The organism is Xanthobacter aminoxidans (assembly GCF_043193615.1).
Taxonomy (GTDB): Bacteria; Pseudomonadota; Alphaproteobacteria; order Rhizobiales; family Xanthobacteraceae; genus Xanthobacter; species Xanthobacter aminoxidans.
In genome coordinates this window covers 820,082-841,200 of the sequence record NZ_JBAFUS010000001.1, presented here as the reverse complement: position 1 = coordinate 841,200, position 21,119 = coordinate 820,082, and the positions used below count along the sequence as shown (strand labels likewise).

Genomic DNA, 21,119 nt, shown 5'->3' with positions numbered 1-21,119 from the left:
AATCTCAATCACCCGCCCTCCCGCTCCCGCAGCAGGCGCTGGGCAATGGCCGAGGCACTCGCGACGTGCTGCAGAGCGGCGGCATGCGCTTCCTCCCCCTTGCCCGCGCGGATCGCCTCCACGATGCGCTGCATCTGCCTGGGGCCTTCCACCTCTCGGCCTGGGGTCTTGATCGTCATCGAGCGGAGGTGGTTGATGCGCATCGTCAGGGCGTTGACGATGTTCCAGGCGACCTCCTTGCCGGAGCTGGCGAACAGGGTGCGGTAGAAGTCCGAGGTCGCCTCCAGGACCAACGTCGAGTTGCCCCGGGCGTAGCCGGCGAGGATGCGGGCGAGGCAGGCGTCGAGGGCCGCGATCGTCGCGGGTTGCCGGGCCTCGGCGCAGGCGCGCGCGGCTATGGCCTCAAGCGCCCCCCGGATCTCGTAAATCTGCAAGGCCTCCGCCGCCGTGGTGCGCGAGACGATGGGGCCACGCGCCGGAAGATTGGAGACCAGGCCTTCCGTCTCCAGATGCCGCAGAACCTCGCGAACGATGGTGCGGCTCACCCCCAGACGCTCGCACAGGTCGCGCTCCACCAGCCGGTCGCCCGGCCGGAAATGCTGCGAGAAGATGGCCTCGCGCATCTTCTCAAGCGTCAGCTCGCGAAGCGTCTTGGCGGGGCGATCAACCCTCAGGGGTTCAGTGGCAGCGTTCATCTTCTCGCATTCCCTCTTGCCGGCACTGGTGCCGCAGCCGCGCCGAATATTCAACTCAACCCGGCGCCATCTCAGAAAACCAATCGTCGCTGGCTGAGGCCGATTGACGTCAGATTATGGTATGCCATAGTACGGCATACAATAATATTCCTCAGGGTGAACTCATGGCCCCCATCACGCTTCCGACCTCGCTGTCCCGGTCCGCGCGCCGTGCGGCCACCCTCGCGGCGGCCGCCGCAGTCTGCCTCACGGCCGGGCTCGCCCGCGCGGAGACCTGTCAGCCGAAGATCGCCGACAGTCATCTCGTCAAGCCTGGCACGTTCGTGATGGCGACGAGCCCGACCCTGCCGCCCATGGCCTATGCCGACCAGAAAGGCGTGCTGAAAGGGCTCAGGATCGAACTCGGTTATGAGGTGGCCAAGCGCCTCTGCCTGAAGCCGGAATACATCAGCGCCGAGTATGCAGCGATGATTCCCGGTCTCCAGGGCAAGCGCTGGGACATGATCAACGCCGGCCTCTTCGTGACGCCCGAGCGCACCAAGATTCTCTACATGATCCCGTATGAGAACCTCGCCATCTCCATCTCGACGGCGGTGAAGTCGGGCGCGCCCATCACCAAGCTCGACGACCTCTCCGGCAAGGCCGTGAGCACCGACATCGGCGGCTATGCCGAGAAGAAGATGCGCGACCTCAACAAGGATTTCGAGGCGCGGGGCCTGAAGCCCATGACCATCAATCTCTTCGATGGCTACGCCACCGTCTATCAGGCGCTGCGCGCCGGGCAGGTGGATGCCGCGGTGTCCATCGATCCTGTGGCGAAGCAGTATCAGGACCGCGGCGAGTTCACCCACGCCTTGTCGCGTCTGTACCCCACCCCGGGGTCTCTGGCCTTCGGCGACAAGGTGGTGGCGGACGCCGTCGCCGAGGTGATGAAGGACATGGAGAAGGACGGCTATCTCGACAAGCTGCTCGGCGAATACGGCGTCGGCCGGGCCGAGGGCGGGGTGCGCGTTCTCGGCCCCAATACATGACGTCTTCCTCATTGCGGCCGGGGCATTTGGTCCCCGCCGCCTCGCCGGGCGCCCCGCGCAGCCCGAGACCTCTCTCATTCCCGCGAGGCTGACGTGAAGGGTTGGCATTGGGACGGCTTCTTCGAGTATCTCACCAACGGCTACCTCATAGAGGGTGCGCTGGTGACCCTCGGGCTCACCGTCTTCTCCATATTTTTCGGGCTCATCCTGGGCTTCGTCATCGCCGTGATGCGCATGTCGAGCTACAAATTACTGTCTGCGCCCGCGTATTTCTACACCTGGATCATGCGGGGCACGCCCCTTCTGGTGCAGCTCATCATCATCTACACGGGCCTGCCGCAGCTCGGCATCAAGTTCACCGTGGTGGAATCCACCCTCATCGGACTTACGCTGAACGAGGCGGCCTACCTCTCGGAAATCGTGCGCGCCGGCATCGCCGCGGTGTCCCGGGGCCAGGTGAACGCAGCGCGCGCGATCGGCATGACGCCGTTCCAGGTGATGCGCTACGTGGTGGCGCCGCAGGCCTTCCGCATCATCATCCCGCCGCTCGGCAACTCGGTGAACGGGGTGCTGAAAACCACCTCCATCGCCTCCATCATCTCCATGGAGGAACTGCTCCGGCGCACGCAGGTGCTCATTCAGGAGCGGTTCCTGGTGCTCGAACTCTTCGTGGTGGCGGCGATCTACTACCTCATCATGACCACCGCCTGGGAGTTCATCCAGCGCCGCATCGAGCGCCGCTTCGGCCGGGCCTACGATCCCCAGGCCGGCCTGGTCGAGCAGAGGTGAGGGCGCCATGAATGCATCTGACGGCACATCCGCCCGCGCCACCACACCCGTGGTCGAAATCCGGGGCGTCGACAAATGGTACAGCACCTTTCAGGTGTTGAAAGGCTGCTCGCTCTCGGTGGCGCGCGGCGAGGTGGTGGTGGTGTGCGGGCCCTCCGGCTCGGGCAAGTCCACCCTCATCAAGTGCGTGAACGCACTGGAGCCGGTGAACACGGGCGAGGTCCTCATCGAGGGGACCTCCATCACCGACGGCAAGGCCAGCCTTTCGAAGCTGCGCGCCCGCGTCGGCATGGTGTTCCAGCACTTCGAGTTGTTCCCGCACATGAGCGTGCTGGAGAATCTGTGCATCGGCCAGGAGAAGGTGCTGAAGCGCAAGAGCGAGGAGGCACGCGACAAGGCCATGGGCCTGCTCGCGCGCGTCGGCATGACGGCCCATGCGGGCAAGTATCCGCTCCAGCTCTCGGGCGGCCAGCAGCAGCGCATCGCCATTGCCCGCGCGCTCGCCATGGACCCCATCGCGATGCTGTTCGACGAGCCGACCTCGGCGCTTGATCCGGAGATGATCACCGAGGTGCTCGACGTGATGGTCTCCCTCGCCCAGGAGGGGATGACGATGATGGTCGTGACCCACGAGATGGGCTTCGCGCGAAAGGTCGCGGATCGTGTCGTCTTCATGGATCGCGGCGAGATCGTCGAGGACACGCCGAAGGCGCGTTTCTTCGAAGATCCGCAGAGCGATCGGGCGAAGGCGTTCCTCTCCAAGATCCTGTCTCACTGAGGCTGCCGGGGGCGGTGCCATGCCCCTGCGCGCCTCCTGTCCTGGCATGCCGTAATCCGGAATTTGGAAAAGAGATCATGCTGAAGCTTCGCAAGATCGTCGGCTACGACGAGAAGGTGCTTATCGAGGGTGGCAAGGCGGCGCCGACCCCCCTCCATCTGTTCGGTGCTGCGGCGGTGATCGCCAATCCCTGGGCCGGCCGCGGCTTCGTCGACGACCTCAAGCCGGAGATCATGGCTATCGCGCCGGAACTCGGTGCGCTCCTGACTGACGAGATCCTGCGCCGCGTCGGCTCCGGCGACGCGGTGGAGGGCTATGGCAAGGCCGCTTTGTGCGGCACCTCCGGCGAAATCGAGCACGCCTCCGCGCTCATCCATACCCTGCATTTCGGCAATCACTTCCGCCGTGCGGTGGGGGCGAAGACCTATCTCGCTTTCACCAACGTCCGTGGCGGGCCGGGCTGCCCCATCATGATTCCGCTGATGGACAAGCAGGACGAGGGCCGGCGCTCGCACTATCTGACGGTCCACTTCGCCATCTCCGACGCTCCCGCGCCGGACGAACTGGTGATTGCGCTCGGCGCTTCCATCGGCGGGCGACCGCATCATCGCATCGGCGACCGCTACAAGGACCTCGAGACCCTGAAGGACCTCCATGGCTGAGGTCGCAGACGCAGGTCGCTGCCACGCCGCCGTCCGGCTGCGCGGTGGCGCCGTGGAGGGCTCGGTCGCCTATCTTCGGGCGGGTCAGGGCGCGCCCGTGGTGCTGATCCATGGCGTCGGCATGCATGCCGACGTCTGGAGACCGCAGGTCCGTGTCCTCGCCGCGCATCACGACGTCATCTCGATGGACATGCCCGGTCACGGCGAAAGCACCCTGCCGCCGGACCCGGCGCGCCTTGAGGACTATGGCGAGGCTGTCGTCGGTCTGCTTGATGCGCTGGGCATCCAGCGGGCGGCCCTGGTGGGGCATTCCATGGGGGCCTTGGTGGCGATGCAGGTGGCCTTGCGCCATCCCGCGCGCGTCACCCGGCTGGTGGCGATGAACGCCGTCTTCTGCCGGCCACCGGAACTGAAGCGCGCCGTTGAGGCCCGCGCCGACGAACTGGACCAAAAGGGCGTCGCCGCCTCCATAGATCCGACCCTGGCCCGCTGGTTCGGCGATCCCGTGCCGGACGGTCTCGTCGAGGCCTCGGCCCTGACCCGCGCTGCGCTGGAGCAGGTGCGGCCGGAAGGCTATCGGTTGACCTACCGGCTGTTCGCCAGTTCCGATGCGGTGTTTGCCGAGGCGCTTCGGCAACTGGTCCCGCCGGCCCTGTTCTTCACGGCCGAGCACGACGCCAATTCCTCCCCGGCCATGTCGCTGGAGATGGCAGCTCGCGCTCCAGGTGGCCGGGCGGAAATTCTCGCCGGCGCGCGCCATATGATGGCCCTCACCCATCCCGATGCCGTCAACCGCAGCCTGCTCGCCTTCCTGGCCGAAGCGCAGGCGCCTGCCGCGAGCCTTGCGAGGGCCGAGCCGTGAACGCCTTACAGACATTCGAGCACTATATCGACGGTGTCTTCTCCTATCCCACCGAGCGTTTCGAGAGCGTGGACCCGTCCACCGAGGCGGCGTGGGCGCTGATGCCCCAGGCCGACGCGGCGGACGTGGACCGCGCCGTCACCGCCGCCCATCGTGCCATGCATGAAGGGCCCTGGGCGCGCATGACCGCCACCGAGCGCGGGCGGCTGCTTTACAAGCTCGGCGACCTCGTGGCGGAGAACGCGGCCGAGATTGCCAAGCTGGAAACCCGCGACACCGGCAAGATCATCCGCGAGACCAAGGCGCAGATCGGCTATGTGGCGGCTTACTACCGTTACTTCGCCGGCCTTGCGGACAAGCACCAGGGCGCCGTCGTGCCCATCGACAAGCCGGACCTCGACGTCACGCTGCGCCCCGAGCCCATCGGCGTGGTTGCGGCCATCGTGCCATGGAACTCGCAGCTCTTCCTATCCGCGGTGAAGCTCGCGCCCGCGCTTGCCGCCGGCTGCGCCGTGGTGCTGAAGGCGTCCGAGGATGGCCCGGCGCCGCTTCTCGCCTTCGCCAAGCTCGTCCATCAGGCCGGCTTCCCGCCGGGCGTGGTCAATATCCTGACCGGCTTCGGGCCCGAGTGCGGGAAAGCGCTGACCACCCATCCGCTCGTATCCCGCATCGCGTTCACCGGCGGGCCGGCGACGGCGCGGCATATCGTGCGCAACAGCGCGGAGAACCTCGCCTTCACGACCCTTGAGCTCGGCGGCAAGTCTCCCGTCGTGGTGTTCAACGACGCCGATCTCGAAAGCGCAGCCAACGCCGTGGTTGCAGGCATCTTCGCCGCCAGCGGGCAGAGCTGCACAGCGGGTTCGCGGCTGCTGGTGGAGCGCAAGGTCGCACAGCCCTTCCTGAAACTGCTGGCAGACAAGGCTCGCGCCATCCGCATCGGTAATCCGCAGCGGATGGAGACGGAGATGGGCCCGCTCGCGACCGCGCGGCAGGTGGCCCACATGGAGCGCACGGTGGCCGCCAGCATCGTGCAGGGGGCCGAGTGCATCACGGGCGGCAGCCGGCCCCGGGGCCTCTCCCAGGGCTATTACGTCTCCCCCACCATCCTCTTTTCCCACGACACCGACTTGCCCTGCTTCCGCGAGGAATTCTTCGGTCCGGTCCTGAGCGCCACCGTGTTCGACACGGAGGAGGAGGCGGTCGCCAAGGCGAACGACACCGTCTTCGGCCTCGCCAGCGGTGTCTTCACCACCAATCTCGCCCGTGCCCATCGCATGACGGCGAAGATCCATGCCGGCATCGTCTGGGTGAACACCTATCGCGCCGTCTCGCCCATGGTGCCGTTCGGTGGATATGGCATGTCCGGCCTCGGCCGCGAGGCGGGCATGGATTCCATCCGCGACTACACGCGCACAAAATCGGTGTGGATCAACACGTCCGACGCCCCGATCCCCGATCCCTTCGTGATGCGCTGAGGACCGCTGCATGATCAACCGCATCCTCACCCCGCGCGAGCTTCTCATCGGCGGCGGCAGCCTCTCCCAGCTCGTGCCTTTGCTGGGCCGCCTCGGCGTGAGACGGCCCATGCTGGTCGTCGACCCCACCATCCTCAGGCTCGGCATCGCCGATACGGCCATCGCCGCCATGCGGGAGGCGGGGCTGGGCCTCGGCGTGTTCTCGGCGGTGGTGGAAGATCCGACCGACACCAGCGTGATCGCGGCGGCCGACGAGATCCGCTCCGGCTCCCACGATGGCGTCATCGGCTTCGGCGGCGGCAGCGCCATCGACACGGCGAAAGCGGCGGCGATCCTCGCGAGCACGGGCGAGGACGTGCGTGCCCTGAAAGTGCCGCGCATCGTGGATCTTCAGGTGATGCCGCTGGTGGCCATCCCCACGACCGCCGGCACCGGCAGCGAAGTCACTCGCGCCTGCGTCGTGTCCGACACAGCTGCGCAGGAGAAGATGCTGATCCTCGGCACCGCGGCCCTTCCGGCCGCAGCCATCGTTGACTACGAACTGACTCTCTCCTGCCCGTTCCGGGTCACCGTGGACACGGGGCTCGATGCCCTGACCCATGCGCTGGAAGCCCTCATCAATCGCAACGGCAATGCCCACGCTGAAGCGCTGGCGCTCTCCGCGCTCAGGCTGATCGGCGCGAATCTGGAGACGGTCGCGCGCGAACCGTCGAACCGCGCCGCGCGCGAGGCCATGATGCTGGGGGCAACCCATGCGGGGCTTGCGGTGTCCAACACGTCCACCGCCCTCATTCATGGGCTGAGCCGGCCCATCGGCGCTTTCTTCCACGTGCCGCACGGCCTCTCCAACGCCATGCTCCTGCCGCTCGTGACGGAATATTCCCTCTCCGCTGCGCCCGCCGGCTACGCCGCCGCCGCCCGCGCGCTCGGCTGGGCGCCGGCGACCATGGGGGATGAAGAGGCCGGGCATGCCCTGGTGAGGGGCTTCCGGGATCTCAACACCCGCCTCAAGGTTCCCACGCCCAAGGCCTATGGCGTGGATGAGGAGGCCTATTTCCGCCTGCGGCCGGAGATGGCCCGCCAGGCCCTCGCCTCCGGCACCCCGGGGAACAATCCGCGCATTCCGTCCGAAGACGAGATCGTCCGTCTCTACGAGATCGCCTGGGACGGCGGAGCCATCCGCGGGTGATGGCGGGGCAACGTTTGCGTTGCACCCGGTCACCGTCTGGACGGGCGGGAGGAGCTTTGACGCGCTATCGCTGCGGTCCCGGTGCCGCCAGTACGCTCGGCCGCTGCCGCACGAAGCGGGGGGAGAGGTCAACGCCCTCCCGGGACAAGGCGGATGCAAGCCGGGCGATGCCCTTGCGGATCGCCTCCGGCGTCAGCGCCGCATATCCCAGCACCACGGCGCGGGGATAGCGGAACGGGACGATCTCGTGGGCGCCCGCCGCCTCCAGCGTGTAGATCCCCACGCCCGCGTCGGCCGCGATCCGCGCCACCTCGCGCACCGGCGGGAGGTGGTCCGGCAGCGTCCACATCACGTGCATGCCGGCATCGGCACCGGAGATGCGCGTGGGCCCGAAATGGCTGTTCAGGCTTTCCACCAACGCTTGGCGCGCCTCGCTGTAGGTCTGGCGAATGCGCCGCACGTGCCGGGCGAAGCGGCCCTGGTCGATGAAGTCCGCGAGCACGATCTGGTCGAGCCAGGGATGGCCGTAGTTGGCGAGGCTCTTGGCCTGCCGCACGGGCCCGACCAGCTGCTTCGGAACCACCATGTAGCCGGTGCGGATGCCGGCGCCGACGGACTTGGAGAAGGTGCCGAGATAGATCACCGAGGTGTTGGCATCGAGGCCCGCCAGCGCGGCGAGCGGGGCACCGTCATAACGGAAGTCGCTGTCGTAATCGTCCTCCACCACATAGGCGCCGCTGCTGCGGGCCCAGGCCAGAAGTTCGCGGCGGCGCCCGAACGACATGGTGACGCCGGTGGGGAACTGGTGGGAGGGCGTGACGTAGGCGAGCGATGCGCCGCAGCCCGCCAGATACTCCGTGCACAGACCCTGCGCATCCACCGGCACCGGGACCAGCGCGCCGCCGAAGCTGGAGAAGACATGCGCTGCGCCGGCATAGCAGGGGTCCTCGATCGCGATCTTCACCCCCGGCTGCACGAACAGGCGGCTGATGAGGTTGAAGCCCTCCTGCGCGCCGGCAGTGATGATGATCTGATCCGGCTCGGCCGGAATGGCGCGGTTTGCCGAGACATGGCTGGCGATGGCGCGGCGCAGCTCGATCGCGCCTTCCGGCGGACCGTACCCGGACAGGTTGCCGGAGGCGCGCGAAAGGTTCTCCAGCAGCAATTGCCGCCATTCACGGATCGGAAAATTCCGGCTGTTGGCGCTGCCGTACCAGAAATCCACCTGCATGCGGGTGGGGCCGGTCTGCACCATGCGCAGCGGCGCTGCACGCAGCAGCACTGGCGGGTGCACGACTGTGGGCTCAGGCCGGCGCGGCGAGGGGCTCGATGCCTCAGGATTGGGCGATCCCGACAGGCCGACGCAGGCCTCCGGCAGCACCTCGCACACGAAGGTGCCGGCGCCCGGGCGCATCACCAGGTAGCCTTCCTTGGCGAGGCGCTCGAACGCAAGCACGATGGTGTTGCGCGACACCTTGAGCGTGCGGGCCAGTTCCCGGGTCGAATGCAGTGCCGCCCCCGGCGGCAGGGTGCGGGCGAGAATGGCCGCACGGACCTGGTCGTAGACCTGCTCCTGGAGCGTGACGCCCGCGGCCGGGTCCAGATGCAGTGGAATCATGTGCCTGCTCGATCCTTGCCCCAAGGGTGAGCAAAGCAATTCACGTGCCATCCAACGCCTCCAGATCCCCGTCAGGCGAGGCCCGAAGCCACCTGCCGGACCAGGGGATCCGCCCGCGCCGCCTCCAGGCTGCCGTGGAAGATGATCTCCCCCCGCTCGATCACATAGATGCGCGAAACATAGTCGGGAATATGCTGGACGTTGGATTCCGCCATCAGAACCGCCCGGCCCGAGGCGCGGATGGAGGCGATGCCGGCGGCGATGGTGGGAATGATGGCGGGCGAGAGGCCCTCGAATGGCTCGTCGAGCAGCAGCAGATCCGGATCGAGGGCCAGCGCGCGGGCGATGGACACCATCTTGCGCTCGCCGCCGGAGAGTTCGGCACCGCCGCGCGCCATGTAGGTGAGGAGCTTGGGAAAGACCTCATAGGCGAAGGCGATGCGATCGGCCGCAGGACGCTCCCGCGATGGCCGCGTCCAGGTGCCGAAGGCGATGTTCTGGGCCACGGAGAGGCTTGCGAACACCTCGCTCTCCTCGGGAGAGAAGCCGATGCCGCGCCGGGCGACCTCGTGCGGCGGAAGCCCGGCCAGCGCCTTCCCGTGCCACAGGACGGTGCCGGCGCGGGGCGCGAGCTGCCCCATGAGTGCGCGGAGCAACGTTGTCTTGCCGGCCCCGTTGCGGCCGACCAGGCAGACGATCTCACCGGCCGCCACGTCCAGCGAGATGGCGCGCAGGATCGACGTTCCGGCGATGTCGACGCTGAGGCGTTCAACCGAGAGCATTGTGAGGCACCTTGCCGACGAGGGTCTCGATCACCGCCGGGTCCCGGAAGAAGGCATCAGGTGGCATGTCGGCGACGAGACTGCCGGCCTTCAGGCCGATCACCCGGGTGGCGTAGCGCGCGATCAATTCCATGTCGTGCTCCACAAGGACGAGGCTCTCGACGCCGAGCCGCTGGGCCGCCGCGAGCAGGGTCTCCATGATGCGGTCCTTGTCGGCGCTGGAGATGCCGCTGGTCGGCTCGTCCAGCAGCATCAGGCGCGGGCGCAGGGTGAGCGCGCTTGCGATGTCCACCAGCTTCTTCTCGCCCTGGGAAAGGGCGGAGCAGGTGGTTTCAAGCCGGTGCTCCAGGCCGAAGGCCGCCGCCACCTCGCGGACCTGCGCCTGTTCGCGCCGGCAGGTGGCGGACGGCCTCAGCAGGCGAAAGGTCTGCCCGGCGCGGGCGAAGGCGCCGACCGAGATCATCTCGGCCACGGTGAAGCTCGGATAGATGGTGACGAGCTGGAAGGAGCGGGCCAGCCCACGCAACGCGAGCGCGCTGGCCCCGAGCCCCGCCACCGGGCGCCCCTCGAACATCACGCCGCCCTCGTCGGGCATGAACAGCCCGGAGAGCGTGTTCACCAGCGTGGTCTTGCCGGCGCCATTGGGGCCGACCACCGCCACCACCTCCCCCTTCGAGATATCGAACGACACCCCCGCGAGCGCGGTGAAGGCACCGTAGCGCTTGGTGATGTTCAACGCGCGCAGCAGCATCTCGATCATCGCCGCCTCCATTCCAGTGCACGCGTGATGAGGCCGAGAATACCGCGCGGGGCGAAGATGATGATGAGCGCGAGAATCGCGCCGAGGGCAAAACGCCAGTACTCGGTATTGGCCATCAGCGTGTCCTGCAGCAGGGTGAAGGACACGGCCCCGACGATCGGGCCGAACAATTGCCCGAGCCCTCCGAGGATGATGATGAAGATCATGTTGCCGGACTGTGTCCAGTAGGACAGCTCCGGATCGGCGGCACCGATGCTGACCGCCAGCACCGCGCCGCCCACCGCGCAATAGATACCGGACAGGATGAACGCCACGTAGCGCACCTTGAACACCGGTACCCCGAGAAACGACGTCTTGCGCTCGTTGTCCCGCCCCGCCTTGAGCGCGAGCCCCAGGGGCGAGGAGACGATCAGCGCCATGAGGAGGAACATGACCGAGAACAGCCCGAGCGCGTACCAGTAGAACGGCCCCACCAGGAAGGCGGTCTTGCTCATGGAGGCGAAGCTGGCGCCGAACAGGCTGGGGCGCGGCACGGAGATGCCGGATTCTCCGCCGGTCAGGTCGTAGAACTTGAACAGGAAGGAATGGAAGATCATGCCGAAGGCGAGCGTCAGCATGGAGAAGAAGATGGTCGTATAGCGCAGGCACAGGAGGCCGATGAGGGCCGCCACCGTGCCGCTCGCGAGCATCGCCACGATGAGCTGCGCCTCGAACGCGCGAACCCCGAGCTTCGCCCCCATCACCGCGCTCGCATAGGCGCCGATGGCGAGGAACATGGCGTGGCCGAAGGACAGGAGCCCGCCGTAGCCGAACAGGAGGTTGAGGCCGGTCAAAGCGATGGCGTAGGCGAGGATCGGGATGATGAGTGTGGTGTAGTAGGGCCCCAGCGCGAACGGGGCGGCGACGAAGGCCGCGAGCACCGCGAGGAAGGCGAGGATGGTCTTCATGCCTCGGCCTTCCCGAACAGTCCGTAGGGCCGCGCCACGAGGACGACGATCACCACAAGATAGATGGACATCACCTCCAGCTCCGGGAAATAGGTGAGCGAGAGCGCCCTGAGCACGCCGACGATGATGGCGCCGAGGAAGGCGCCGCGGATGCTGCCCAGCCCGCCGATCACCACCACCGCGAAGGCTTCGACGATGAGCGCGATGGGCATCTCCAGCGAGGCCGCCGTGGTGGGAATGACCAGCGCGCCGCCCACCGTGCCGAGCATGGAGCCGAGCACGAACACCAGCATGTTGATGCGCCGGGTGTTGGCGCCCAGCGCCTCCGCCATGCGGCCGTTCTCGGCGGTGGCCCGCACCACATGGCCGAGGCTGGTCCATTCGATGAGCCAGTAGAGCAGGCCGGCCACCACCAGCGCGCTCGTCATCACGAGCAAATTGTAGACCGGGAAGGTGAATTCGCCGACCACGAGTGTGCCGTAGACCGATGGCAGATCGCCGAGCAGCCGCGGCTGAGCGCCCCAGACGTAGCGCAGGACATCCTGGAACATCAGCACGAAGGCGAACGTCATGAGCAGCTGGAAGGCTTCGTCGCGGCCGTAGACCGTGCGCAGCACCCGCTCGACGATGAAGCCCACCTGTCCCGCCAGGAGGCCGGACAGGATGAGCACCGGCAGGAGCAGGACGGGAGAGCCGCCCTGCGCCGAGAACCACTCGAACACCGAGGCCCCGAAATAGGCCCCGAGGGCATAGAGCGAGCCGGCGGTCAGATTGACGATGCGCTGGACACCGAAGATGAGCTGCAGTCCCGCGGTGACGAGGAACAGGACCGCGGCGTTGAACAGCGCGGCGAACAGAAGGTCGACCGTGGCCATGTCGCGTCTCTGCTCCCGGCCGGTCAGACCGGGAAATTGGCCGTTTCGAGCCAGCCCCAGAAATCGGCGCCCGGCGGCTTCTGGAGCACGGAGGCGTCGTAGCTGTAGGTGTCCTTCAGGGTGCACACGTCATAGGGATTGTCGTGGGTGGCGAAGCCGCCGTAGAACATCTCCTCGGCGATATGATCCTTGCGCATTCCGGCCGGCCCCCCGAACGATTCCACCTTGATGCCCTCGATCGCCTGGGCGATCTCCTCCGGCTTCGGCCAGGAGCCGCCTTTCGCGGCCATCGCCTTCTCCACGCCCGCCTTGTAGACGTTCATGGCGAAGAAGGCGCGGTCGCTCTCCCAGTGGGGATAGTCCTTGTACTTGTCCATGTAGTATTCGACGAATTCCTTCTGCGCCGCAGAGGGATTGGGCCGCGCGAAATACATGGTGTTGTAGCACAGCAGCGTGCCGACCGGCGTGAAGGGCTTCTTCAGCTGGCCGTGCTGGTGGCCGGCCTGCACCAGCACCATGCGGGCGGTATCCGTGAGGCCGGCGCTGGTGGCCGCGCGCATGAAGATGGGCAGGTCCGCATTGCCCAGCACGCAATAGATGAGATCGGGCTTGGCCGCCTTCAGCGCCGCCACGTTGGCCGTGAAATCCAGCTGGCTGAAGCTCGACCACTGCTCCGAGACCACCTCGGCGTCGATGCCGAACTTCTTGTTGAGCGCCTTGAAGGCGGTCCACACATTGCGCCCGTAGGTATAGTCCGGGCTGATGGCGGCGATGCGCTTGAACTGGCCCTTCAGATGCTTGAGCGCGATCAGCGAGGCCATCACCGCTTCGCACTCGTTGTCGGTGCTCTTGAACACGTATTTCGGCGACGGCATCGTCTCCTTCACGCCGTCCTGGGTGGTGCCGTCCCAGAAGATGGTGAGAACCTGCATGTCCTCCAGCGTCGGCGCCATCGGCAGCGTCACACCCGTGGAATAGCCGCCCTGGATGCAGTCCACTTTCTCCTGGAGCACGAGGCGCCGCGCCCGCTCCAGCGTCTCCTTGGCGTTGGTCTCCTCCTCCACCACCAGTTCAACCTTGCGGCCGGCGATGCCGCCGGACGCGTTGATCTTCTCGGTGCTCCACTCCACCGCGCGCAGGCCGTTGGCGCCGATGTAGGCCGCGGTGCCGGCGCGTGGCGCGATGATGCCGACCTTCAACGGCGTATTCTGGGCGAGGGCGGGCATGGGAAAGGCGCCGACGGCGCTTCCAGCCGCCAGCCCCGCCATGCCCTTGAGGACACCACGACGGTCGATACCTGATTTCGGGTCCATACCTGATTTCGGGTCCATGTCGATCTCCGGAAGGTTTGGAGAAGCGGCGCCTTTGGCGCTCTATGCTTTTATGAATGGGCCTTGCCTATGAATGGCCTTGCCGGTCCGCCTCAGGCGGCCAACGCATCGAGAGCCGCCTTCACCTCGGCGGCGGCCGCTGCCTCCAGCGGCAGAAGCGGCGGGCGCGGATACCCCGCGCTCTTGCCCATCAGCGCCAACCCCTCGTGGGCGACGCGGATGATGCCGTAACGACCGCCGATCTCGCTCAGGGGAAAGAGACGGGCCGCGGCGGCATAGGCCGCCGCCACGTCGCCGGCCTTGGCTGCGTTCCAGAAGGCGACGCACTCGGCCGGACAAATGTTGGCAAGGCCGGTGAACCAGGCCGGCGCGATGGCCAGCGTCGGCTCCAGGATCAGCGTATCCTGGCCGATGCCCACCTGAACCTTTCCGCCGGTGATCTTGGGCACCATGAAGGCGCGCGACAGGTCGCCGGAGGAGTCCTTCATGCCCACCAGCGTCGGGATGGAGGAGAGCGTCTTCACCAGCGCCGGGGTGAGGTCGATGCCGGCGAGTGGCGGGTTGTTGTAGAGCCACAGGGGCAGGTCGCTGGCCGCGGCGACCGTCTCGTAATGGGCGATGATCTCCCGCTCGGTCGGCTTCCAGTAGTTGAGCGGCACCACCAGCACCGCATCCGCGCCATGGTCGGCCGCGTGCTTTGCAAGGCGGACGCTTTCCGCCGTGGTCATGGCGCCGATACCCGTCATCACCGGCACCCGGCCGCCCAGATGCGTGGCGACCTCTTCCAGCGCCTTCATCTTCTCGGCTTCGGTGAAGTAGCCGTTCGCGCCCGTGCTTCCGAACAGGGTGACGCTGTGGATGCCGGCCGCGAGTGCATCATCAAGATGTTTCTTCCACCGTGTGTAGTCGATGGAGCCATCCGCCGCGACCGGCGTCACTGAAAACAGAACAACACCCTCGATATTCATTCTGGTCATGCCTCGGCTCCCCGTCTTCACTATGAAGCCTGAGCCCGGGATGTCCGGTTCACAAGGCGTGCGATGGTTCCGCTTTGGGAAAAATCGATAGGACCAGCTCAGGGAGGGCTTCGGGGCGGGAGGCCCTTCGCATAAGTTTTCCATGCGAGCCGGCCGATGTGGGCGGCCGCGACCGCTCTTCCCTTCACCAGAACGAGGCCGACCAGCGCCATGGCGGACGCGGACTTCATCAAGACCACTTGCCCGAGGGACTGCTACGACGCCTGCGGGATCGTCGTGGGCCGCCGCGACGGCATGATCCGGAAGGTTCTCGGAGATCCCGACCACGCCGTCACCCGGGGCGCCCTCTGCGGCAAGTGCGCCATCGCCTACAACGGCAGCTGGCGCGCGCCGGATTTCAGGCTGGCGACGCCGCTCAAGCGCGTGGGGGCCAAGGGCGAAGGGACGTTCGAGCCCATCGGCTGGGACGAGGCGCTGGCGCTGATCGCCGAGCGTTTCGGCGCGCTCAGCGCCGAAGGCGAGGCCCGCACGATCCTCCACACCCATTACACCGGCACGGTGGGGCTGGTGGGCGGCTGGTATCCCATCCGCTTCTTCAACCGCCTCGGTGCCACGGAGGTCGATCCCGACACCGTCTGCAACAAGGCGGGGCATGTCGCGCTGGAAATGACCTTCGGCAACTCCCTCGAAGGCTTCGACCCGCGCACCGCGCGCGATGCCCGCACCATCCTGGTGTGGGGCGCCAATCCCTCCTTCTCGGCGCCGCACCAGAACAAGGGCTGGCTCGCGGATGCGCAGGCCGCGGGCACGCGCATCATCGCCGTCGATCCCGTCGCCCACGACACGGCGCGCGCCGCGGACCTGCATCTGCAACTGCGGCCCGGCAGCGATGCGGCGCTCGCCTTCGCCTTCATCCATGTGCTGCGGCGCGACGGGCTCGACGACCGGGATTTCCTGGGCTCCCACGTTCTGGGGGCGGAGGACCTTGCCCCAACCATCGCCGCCATGAGCCCTGAGCGCGCGGCGACGCTTTGCGGCGTGCCGGCGGAGCTGATCGAGGAGGCCGCGCGCGCCTATGGAGCGGGCCCCTCGCTCCTGTGGCTCGGACAGGGCGTGCAGCGGCAGCCGTATGGCGGCAACGCCTTCCGTGCGCTGGCGGCGCTGGTGGCGTTCTCCGGCAATCTCGGCAAGTCCGGCGCCGGGTTTCTCTACATGAACGGCCCCGGCGGGCGCGGCATCGACATGGCGACGCTGACCTGCCCCGCGCTTGCGACGAACGCGCCGCCCGCCATAAGCCACATGGACCTCGCCGCCACGCTGGAGGATCCGCAGCGCGCGCGCGCCTTCGTGAACTGGAACAACAATCCCGCGGCCTCCTCGCCGGAGCAGGCCCGCCTGCGCCGGGCGCTGAAGCGCGAGGACCTGTTCCACGTGGCGGTGGACCTGTTTCACACCGACACCACCGCCTATGCGGACATCGTGCTGCCGGCGGCGAGCTTTCTCGAGTGCGACGACCTGGTGCTGTCCTATTTTGACCTCACCGTCTCGGCGCAGGTGAAGGCGGGCGATCCCCCCGGCACCGCGCTGCCGAATTCGGAAATTTTCCGCCGGCTCGCGGCGGCTATGGGCTTTGCCGAGCCCGAGCTGTTCGAGACCGATGCCGACCTCATCGCGCGGCTCCTCGCCCAGACGCCCTTTGAAGGCACCTTCGCCGACTTGGCCGCGGTGGGTACGGCCACCGTCTTCCCCGAGCCGAAGGTGCAGTTCGAAGGCCTCGCCTTCGGTACGCCGTCGGGACGAATTGAGCTTGCGAGCGGGCAGGCGGCCGCCCTCGGCCTGCCGCGCCTGCCCATGGCCCACGTCGACGCGCCGCCTGCGGATGGCAGGATGCGCATCCTTTCTCCCGCCTCCCAATGGCAGATGAACTCGAGCTACGGCAATGATCCGGTGATCCGGCGCCGGCTCGGACCGCCGACCGTGGCGCTCCATCCGGACGACGCGGCGCGCGAAGGCCTCGCGGAGGGCGATCAGGTGGTGCTTGCCAATGGCGAGGGCCGCGTGCCGGTCACGGTCGCCATCTCGGACCGCACCCTTCCGGGCGTCGTCCTGATGCACAAGGGACGCTGGCCGAGCCTCTCGCCGGGCGATGCCAACGTCAACGCCTTGGTGCCGGGCCACAAGAGCGACATCGCCGAGAGCACCACCGTCCACGGTACGGAGGCGCGCCTGATACGCGCGGAGGCCGCGCAATGAGCCCATTGCGGATGGCCGCCGTGCGGGACGTGGCGGTCATCGGCGCGGGGCCCGTGGGCTTGTTCACCCTCTTCGCCCTCGGCCAGGCGGGGCTCGACGCCGTGGTGGTGGACGCGCTCGACGTACCCGGCGGCCAGTGCGCGGCGCTTTACCCGGAAAAGCCCATCTATGACATTCCCGGCCGGCCCTCCGTGACGGCGGGTGCACTGGTCGCCGATCTGGTGGGACAGGCGGCGCCCTATGACCCCCTCTATCTCCTCAGCCGCCGCGCCATCGGCCTCAGGCAGGAGGAGGAACAGTTCCGCATCACCCTCTCCGACGGGAGCGAGGTGGGCGCCCGTGCCGTTGTGGTGGCGGCGGGCGCCGGGGCGTTTGGCCCCAACCGTCCGCCGATCCCCAATCTCGCCGGCTTCGAGGGGACAAGCCTTTTCTACGCGGTGGACGACCCCGCGCGGTTTCGCGGCCGGATGGTGGTGATCGCAGGCGGCGGAGACTCGGCAGCCGATTGGGCGGTGATCCTCGCCGGCATCGCCGCTCAGGTGGTGCTTGTGCATCGGCGGCCCGTCTTCCGGGCCGCGCCTGCGACGCTCGCCGCGATCGAGCGCCTCGTGCAGGAGGGGCGCATCCGCATCTGCGCGCCCCGTACCCTTGCGGGCGTGTCTGGAACCGGCGCGCGGATCGAGGCCGTGCATCTCGCCGATGGCGCGGGTGGGCAGGAAGAGGTGGCGGCCGATGCGCTCCTGTGCTTCTACGGCCTCGCCAAGGATCTCTCGGCGCTCGCCGGCTTCGGCATCGCCGCGGGCACCGCCGGCGTCCCGGTCGCTCCCGCCAGCATGGAGACCATGCGCCCCGGCGTATTCGCCGTAGGGGACGTCGCCGACTATCCCGGCAAGCTGAAGCTGATCCTCACCGGCTTCGCGGAGGCCGCTCGAGCCGCCCACAGCACGCTCGCCCTGCTGCGCCCGGCCGCGGCGCGCCACTTCGAGCATTCCACCAGCCGTGGCGACCCGGCCGCGCGCGCTGCAAACTCCTGAGGAGCCCTTCGGCCCATGACACGTCTCATCGTCACCGCCCGCGACGGCAGCCGCCACGACGTGGAGGCGCAGGACGGCCTCTCCGTCATGGAAGTGCTGCGCCCGCTCGGCATCGGCATCGCAGGAGAGTGCGAGGGCTCAGCCGCCTGCGCGTCCTGCCACGTGTGGGTGGATGCCGCCTGGCTCGCGCGCCTCCCCGAGCCTGAGGACGCGGAGGCGGACATGCTGGACTGCGCCTTCAACACGCGCGCCGGATCGCGTCTTTCCTGCCAGTTGCGCGTGGGGCCGGAACTGGACGGCCTGGAACTCGCCATGCCGCATGCCTGACACAGGGATCTTTCCCGCGAAGAGTTCGACCCGCTGAAGAGGCGCCGACCAGGGCAGCGCCACTCACAGCCAAAACAGCGGCTGCAGACGGGCGTCAATCGGAACGCGAGAGATCGATCCGGGCGGCATGTTCTCCCCGGTCGCTGGAGGCGTGCCCAACACGCTTGTTCGGCGGGAGATTGCTCCCCACGAGTTGGATACCATTCTCGATGTTCGCGCTGCGTAAGCTGGGGCGTCTCAGGAACATTCGAAATCTCGGCGAGTTATCGCGCCATGACGACCGCCGAAGCCCCCGCTCGACCGACCGAAAAGCCAGATGCGACCGCAGAGTCCGAACTGGACAGCGTGATCGCGGAGAACGGAAAGGTGGTCGAGCCGCCTCCGCCCGAGGCCATCGAGCCTGACCCCTCCCTCTCCTCGGAAGAGGTCGAACGGCTCCGCAAATCGTATCTGCTGAAGCGCTTCTGGATCAGCGCGCGCGGATACTGGGGCGCCAAGGGCGACAAGCTGGCATGGGTCTTCACCATTGGCCTTCTGTTGCTGATCGTTACCAACGTGGGGTTTCAGTACGCCATCAACGTCTGGAACCGGTCGATCTTCGACGGCATCGAGAAGCGCGAGGCCTCCACCGTCTTCTTCCTCACGGCCGTCTTCTTCCCGCTGGCCGTGGGCAGCGTGGCGCTGGGCGTCGCCCAGGTCTATGCGCGCATGGGCATGCAGCGGCGCTGGCGGGCGTGGCTGACCAATGCGGTCGTCTCGCGATGGCTGACGGGGGGCCGCTACTATCAGCTCAATCTGGTCAGCGGCGATCACAAGAACCCGGAATACCGCATCGCCGAAGACCTGAGGGTGGCGACCGAAGCCCCCGTGGACTTCCTCGCCGGTGTCACATCGGCGTTCCTCTCTGCGGCCACCTTCATCGTCGTGCTGTGGACCATTGGCGGTGCGCTGACCGTGACGTTGGGCGGCACGGCCATCACCATTCCCGGCTTCCTCGTCGTGGCAGCCGTGATCTATGCGCTCATCGCGTCCGGATCGATCCTGTTCATCGGGCGGCGCTTCGTGGAGGTGTCGGAGGAGAAGAACCAGTCGGAGGCCGACTACCGCTATGTGCTGACCCGCGTTCGCGAGAATGGCGAAAGCATCGCCTTGCTGGGCGGAGAGCAGGAGGAGCGGGATGGTATCAATTCCACCTTCTCCGGCGTCCTCCGGCAATGGTCGCGCCTCGCCGGCCAATACATGCGCACGACGCTCGTGTCGCAAGGATCCAGCCTCATCGCTCCGGTCGTGCCGCTGCTGCTGTGTGCGCCGAAATTTCTCGAAGGCCAGATGTCACTCGGCGAGGTGATGCAGGCCGCCTCTGCCTTCACCATCGTGCAGACGGCCTTCGGCTGGCTGGTCGACAACTATCCCCGGCTTGCCGACTGGAACGCATGCGCACGCCGCATCGCCTCGCTGATGATGTCCCTCGACGCGCTGGAGCGGGCCGAAAACGGCGATGGCGTTGGGCGCATCCAGCGGGGCGAGACGGATGGGCAGGCCATGCTCACCCTGAACGACCTTTCCGTGTCGCTGGATGACGGCACGGCGGTGGTGGAGCAGGCGGAGGTGGTGATCGAGCCGGGGGAGCGGCTGTTCGTTTCGGGTGCTTCCGGAAGCGGCAAGAGCACGCTGGTCAGGGCCATCGCGGGGTTGTGGCCCTGGGGCGGCGGCAGCATCAATTTCCATCCCGATGCGCGCCTCTTCATGCTGCCCCAGAAGCCCTATGTGCCATCGGGCACCCTGCGGCGGGCGGCGGCCTATCCGGGCGGTGCCGAGGACTGGTCGGCCGAGGAGATCTGCGCCGCGCTCCAGGCGGTCGGGCTTGAGCATCTGAAGGAGAAGATCGAGGAGGAGGCGCCCTGGGACCAGACGCTGTCCGGTGGCGAGAAGCAGCGTCTGGCCTTCGCGCGCCTGCTGCTGCATCGCCCCGACATCATCGTGCTCGACGAGGCCACTTCCGCCCTCGACGACAAGAGCCAGGACAGGATGATGGAGCTTGTGACCACCGAGCTGCCGGACGCGACAATCGTCAGCGTCGCCCACCGTGCCGAACTGGAGGCCTTCCACAGCCGCAAGATCGTGCTGGAGCGGCGCAAGGGCGGGGCGAAGCTGGTGACTGACATCGACCTTATTCCGCGAAAGGGAAAGCCGCGGCTATTGGGGCAATTGCTGCGGCGGCGACGGCCATCGAGCCAAGCCTAGTCGCCCGAAATCACGGGGGCGTTGTCGGCCTCATCGTCCGCGCCGTGGTGCAACGAGTTGCACCGCTGACTAACGCCGAGTCCATGCGACACGCCTTAGGATGCCCATGTCTGGCGCCCAGGGCCCCTTGAAGCTCGCTTGCTGACGATCTCCCGAAGCTCCTTCGGCACGCCGATGCGTACGAAAAAAGCGGTGCCCCGTTGCCGCACATATGGGGTCTTTGCAGCCATGGCCGCCCCGATTTTGGACAATCGTTGGACGGAGCTTGGACAAGAGGTGAGGATTCGCGAGGGTTTCTAGCGTTTGCAACGCTTTGGGATGGTGCTGCGAGAGAGGATTGAAGTTCCCTTCGCGCTACCCAAAGATCAAGCTACCAAAGGATCGGCTCGACCCTGCCACAGACCGACTGGAGCATCGTCCTGTTGCAGATTTGGTTTTGGAAGCCTAACAGCGACATGTGCGTAAATGCGCCGTGGTGCAACCGGTTGCA

General features: G+C 67.2%; 19 protein-coding genes. 11 read left to right on the top strand and 8 right to left on the bottom strand.

From position 1 onward, the window contains the following. Positions 1–8 precede the first annotated feature (8 nt). The gene (locus tag V5F74_RS03850) at positions 9–695 is read right to left on the bottom strand and encodes a GntR family transcriptional regulator (protein ID WP_250168314.1); all 687 of its coding nucleotides are present in this window, start codon (positions 693–695) and stop codon (positions 9–11) included. A gap of 164 nt (positions 696–859) precedes the next feature. Between V5F74_RS03850 and V5F74_RS03845 the strand changes: the two genes are divergently transcribed. From V5F74_RS03845 to V5F74_RS03815, 7 genes are all read left to right on the top strand, one after another. Then, positions 860–1,726 carry an ABC transporter substrate-binding protein gene (locus V5F74_RS03845; RefSeq protein WP_051679137.1) on the top strand — a complete coding sequence of 289 codons (867 nt, stop codon included), beginning with the start codon at positions 860–862 and terminating at the stop codon, positions 1,724–1,726. 93 nt (positions 1,727–1,819) lie between these two features. Next, positions 1,820–2,515 carry an amino acid ABC transporter permease gene (locus V5F74_RS03840; protein ID WP_024279790.1) on the top strand — a complete coding sequence of 232 codons (696 nt, stop codon included), beginning with the start codon at positions 1,820–1,822 and terminating at the stop codon, positions 2,513–2,515. 49 nt (positions 2,516–2,564) lie between these two features. Beyond that, a complete protein-coding gene (locus tag V5F74_RS03835) occupies positions 2,565–3,293 on the top strand; it encodes an amino acid ABC transporter ATP-binding protein (protein ID WP_374250254.1) in 729 nt (242 codons plus the stop codon). A gap of 77 nt (positions 3,294–3,370) precedes the next feature. Then, the gene (locus V5F74_RS03830; protein WP_284145621.1) at positions 3,371–3,955 is read left to right on the top strand and encodes an amino acid synthesis family protein; all 585 of its coding nucleotides are present in this window, start codon (positions 3,371–3,373) and stop codon (positions 3,953–3,955) included. Continuing rightward, the gene (locus V5F74_RS03825; RefSeq protein WP_394006342.1) at positions 3,948–4,817 is read left to right on the top strand and encodes an alpha/beta fold hydrolase; all 870 of its coding nucleotides are present in this window, start codon (positions 3,948–3,950) and stop codon (positions 4,815–4,817) included. The genes V5F74_RS03830 and V5F74_RS03825 overlap by 8 nt, the downstream gene beginning before the upstream one ends. Continuing rightward, positions 4,814–6,292 carry an aldehyde dehydrogenase gene (locus V5F74_RS03820; protein ID WP_038193326.1) on the top strand — a complete coding sequence of 493 codons (1,479 nt, stop codon included), beginning with the start codon at positions 4,814–4,816 and terminating at the stop codon, positions 6,290–6,292. The genes V5F74_RS03825 and V5F74_RS03820 overlap by 4 nt, the downstream gene beginning before the upstream one ends. 10 nt (positions 6,293–6,302) lie before the next feature. Next, entirely contained in the window at positions 6,303–7,481 is a 1,179-nt protein-coding gene (locus V5F74_RS03815) for an iron-containing alcohol dehydrogenase (protein ID WP_394006340.1), read from the top strand. 64 nt (positions 7,482–7,545) lie between these two features. On the opposite strand, the gene pdxR is transcribed toward V5F74_RS03815, so the two are convergent. The 7 genes from pdxR to V5F74_RS03780 all read right to left on the bottom strand — a co-directional run bounded on the left by pdxR (position 7,546) and on the right by V5F74_RS03780 (position 14,771). Continuing rightward, positions 7,546–9,099, bottom strand: a complete 1,554-nt coding sequence (pdxR, locus tag V5F74_RS03810; RefSeq protein WP_394006338.1) for a MocR-like pyridoxine biosynthesis transcription factor PdxR — start codon at positions 9,097–9,099, stop codon at positions 7,546–7,548. Between the two features lie 71 nt (positions 9,100–9,170). Beyond that, positions 9,171–9,881, bottom strand: coding sequence for an ABC transporter ATP-binding protein (locus tag V5F74_RS03805; RefSeq protein ID WP_374250224.1), 711 nt, complete (start codon positions 9,879–9,881; stop codon positions 9,171–9,173). Continuing rightward, a complete protein-coding gene (locus V5F74_RS03800) occupies positions 9,868–10,641 on the bottom strand; it encodes an ABC transporter ATP-binding protein (RefSeq protein ID WP_029557838.1) in 774 nt (257 codons plus the stop codon). Before V5F74_RS03800 ends, V5F74_RS03805 begins: the two co-directional genes overlap by 14 nt. Beyond that, entirely contained in the window at positions 10,638–11,588 is a 951-nt protein-coding gene (locus tag V5F74_RS03795) for a branched-chain amino acid ABC transporter permease (RefSeq protein ID WP_051679139.1), read from the bottom strand. Before V5F74_RS03795 ends, V5F74_RS03800 begins: the two co-directional genes overlap by 4 nt. Continuing rightward, positions 11,585–12,463 carry a branched-chain amino acid ABC transporter permease gene (locus V5F74_RS03790; RefSeq protein WP_029557840.1) on the bottom strand — a complete coding sequence of 293 codons (879 nt, stop codon included), beginning with the start codon at positions 12,461–12,463 and terminating at the stop codon, positions 11,585–11,587. The genes V5F74_RS03795 and V5F74_RS03790 overlap by 4 nt, the downstream gene beginning before the upstream one ends. Before the next feature lie 23 nt (positions 12,464–12,486). Beyond that, a complete protein-coding gene (locus tag V5F74_RS03785; protein ID WP_245279371.1) occupies positions 12,487–13,794 on the bottom strand; it encodes an ABC transporter substrate-binding protein in 1,308 nt (435 codons plus the stop codon). 92 nt (positions 13,795–13,886) lie between these two features. Next, positions 13,887–14,771: a dihydrodipicolinate synthase family protein gene (locus V5F74_RS03780; protein ID WP_197023007.1), complete on the bottom strand. Its 885-nt coding sequence runs from the start codon at positions 14,769–14,771 to the stop codon at positions 13,887–13,889. A gap of 210 nt (positions 14,772–14,981) precedes the next feature. Here V5F74_RS03780 and V5F74_RS03775 point away from each other — a divergent pair, with 210 nt between their 5' ends. From V5F74_RS03775 to V5F74_RS03760, 4 genes are all read left to right on the top strand, one after another. Beyond that, positions 14,982–17,024, top strand: coding sequence for a molybdopterin-containing oxidoreductase family protein (locus V5F74_RS03775; RefSeq protein ID WP_029557843.1), 2,043 nt, complete (start codon positions 14,982–14,984; stop codon positions 17,022–17,024). Next, entirely contained in the window at positions 17,021–18,058 is a 1,038-nt protein-coding gene (locus V5F74_RS03770; RefSeq protein WP_029557844.1) for an NAD(P)/FAD-dependent oxidoreductase, read from the top strand. The genes V5F74_RS03775 and V5F74_RS03770 overlap by 4 nt, the downstream gene beginning before the upstream one ends. Before the next feature lie 15 nt (positions 18,059–18,073). Continuing rightward, positions 18,074–18,385, top strand: coding sequence for a 2Fe-2S iron-sulfur cluster-binding protein (locus tag V5F74_RS03765; RefSeq protein WP_029557845.1), 312 nt, complete (start codon positions 18,074–18,076; stop codon positions 18,383–18,385). Positions 18,386–18,658: 273 nt separating this feature from the next. Then, positions 18,659–20,629, top strand: coding sequence for an ABC transporter ATP-binding protein/permease (locus tag V5F74_RS03760; protein WP_394006333.1), 1,971 nt, complete (start codon positions 18,659–18,661; stop codon positions 20,627–20,629). Positions 20,630–21,119 lie beyond the last annotated feature (490 nt).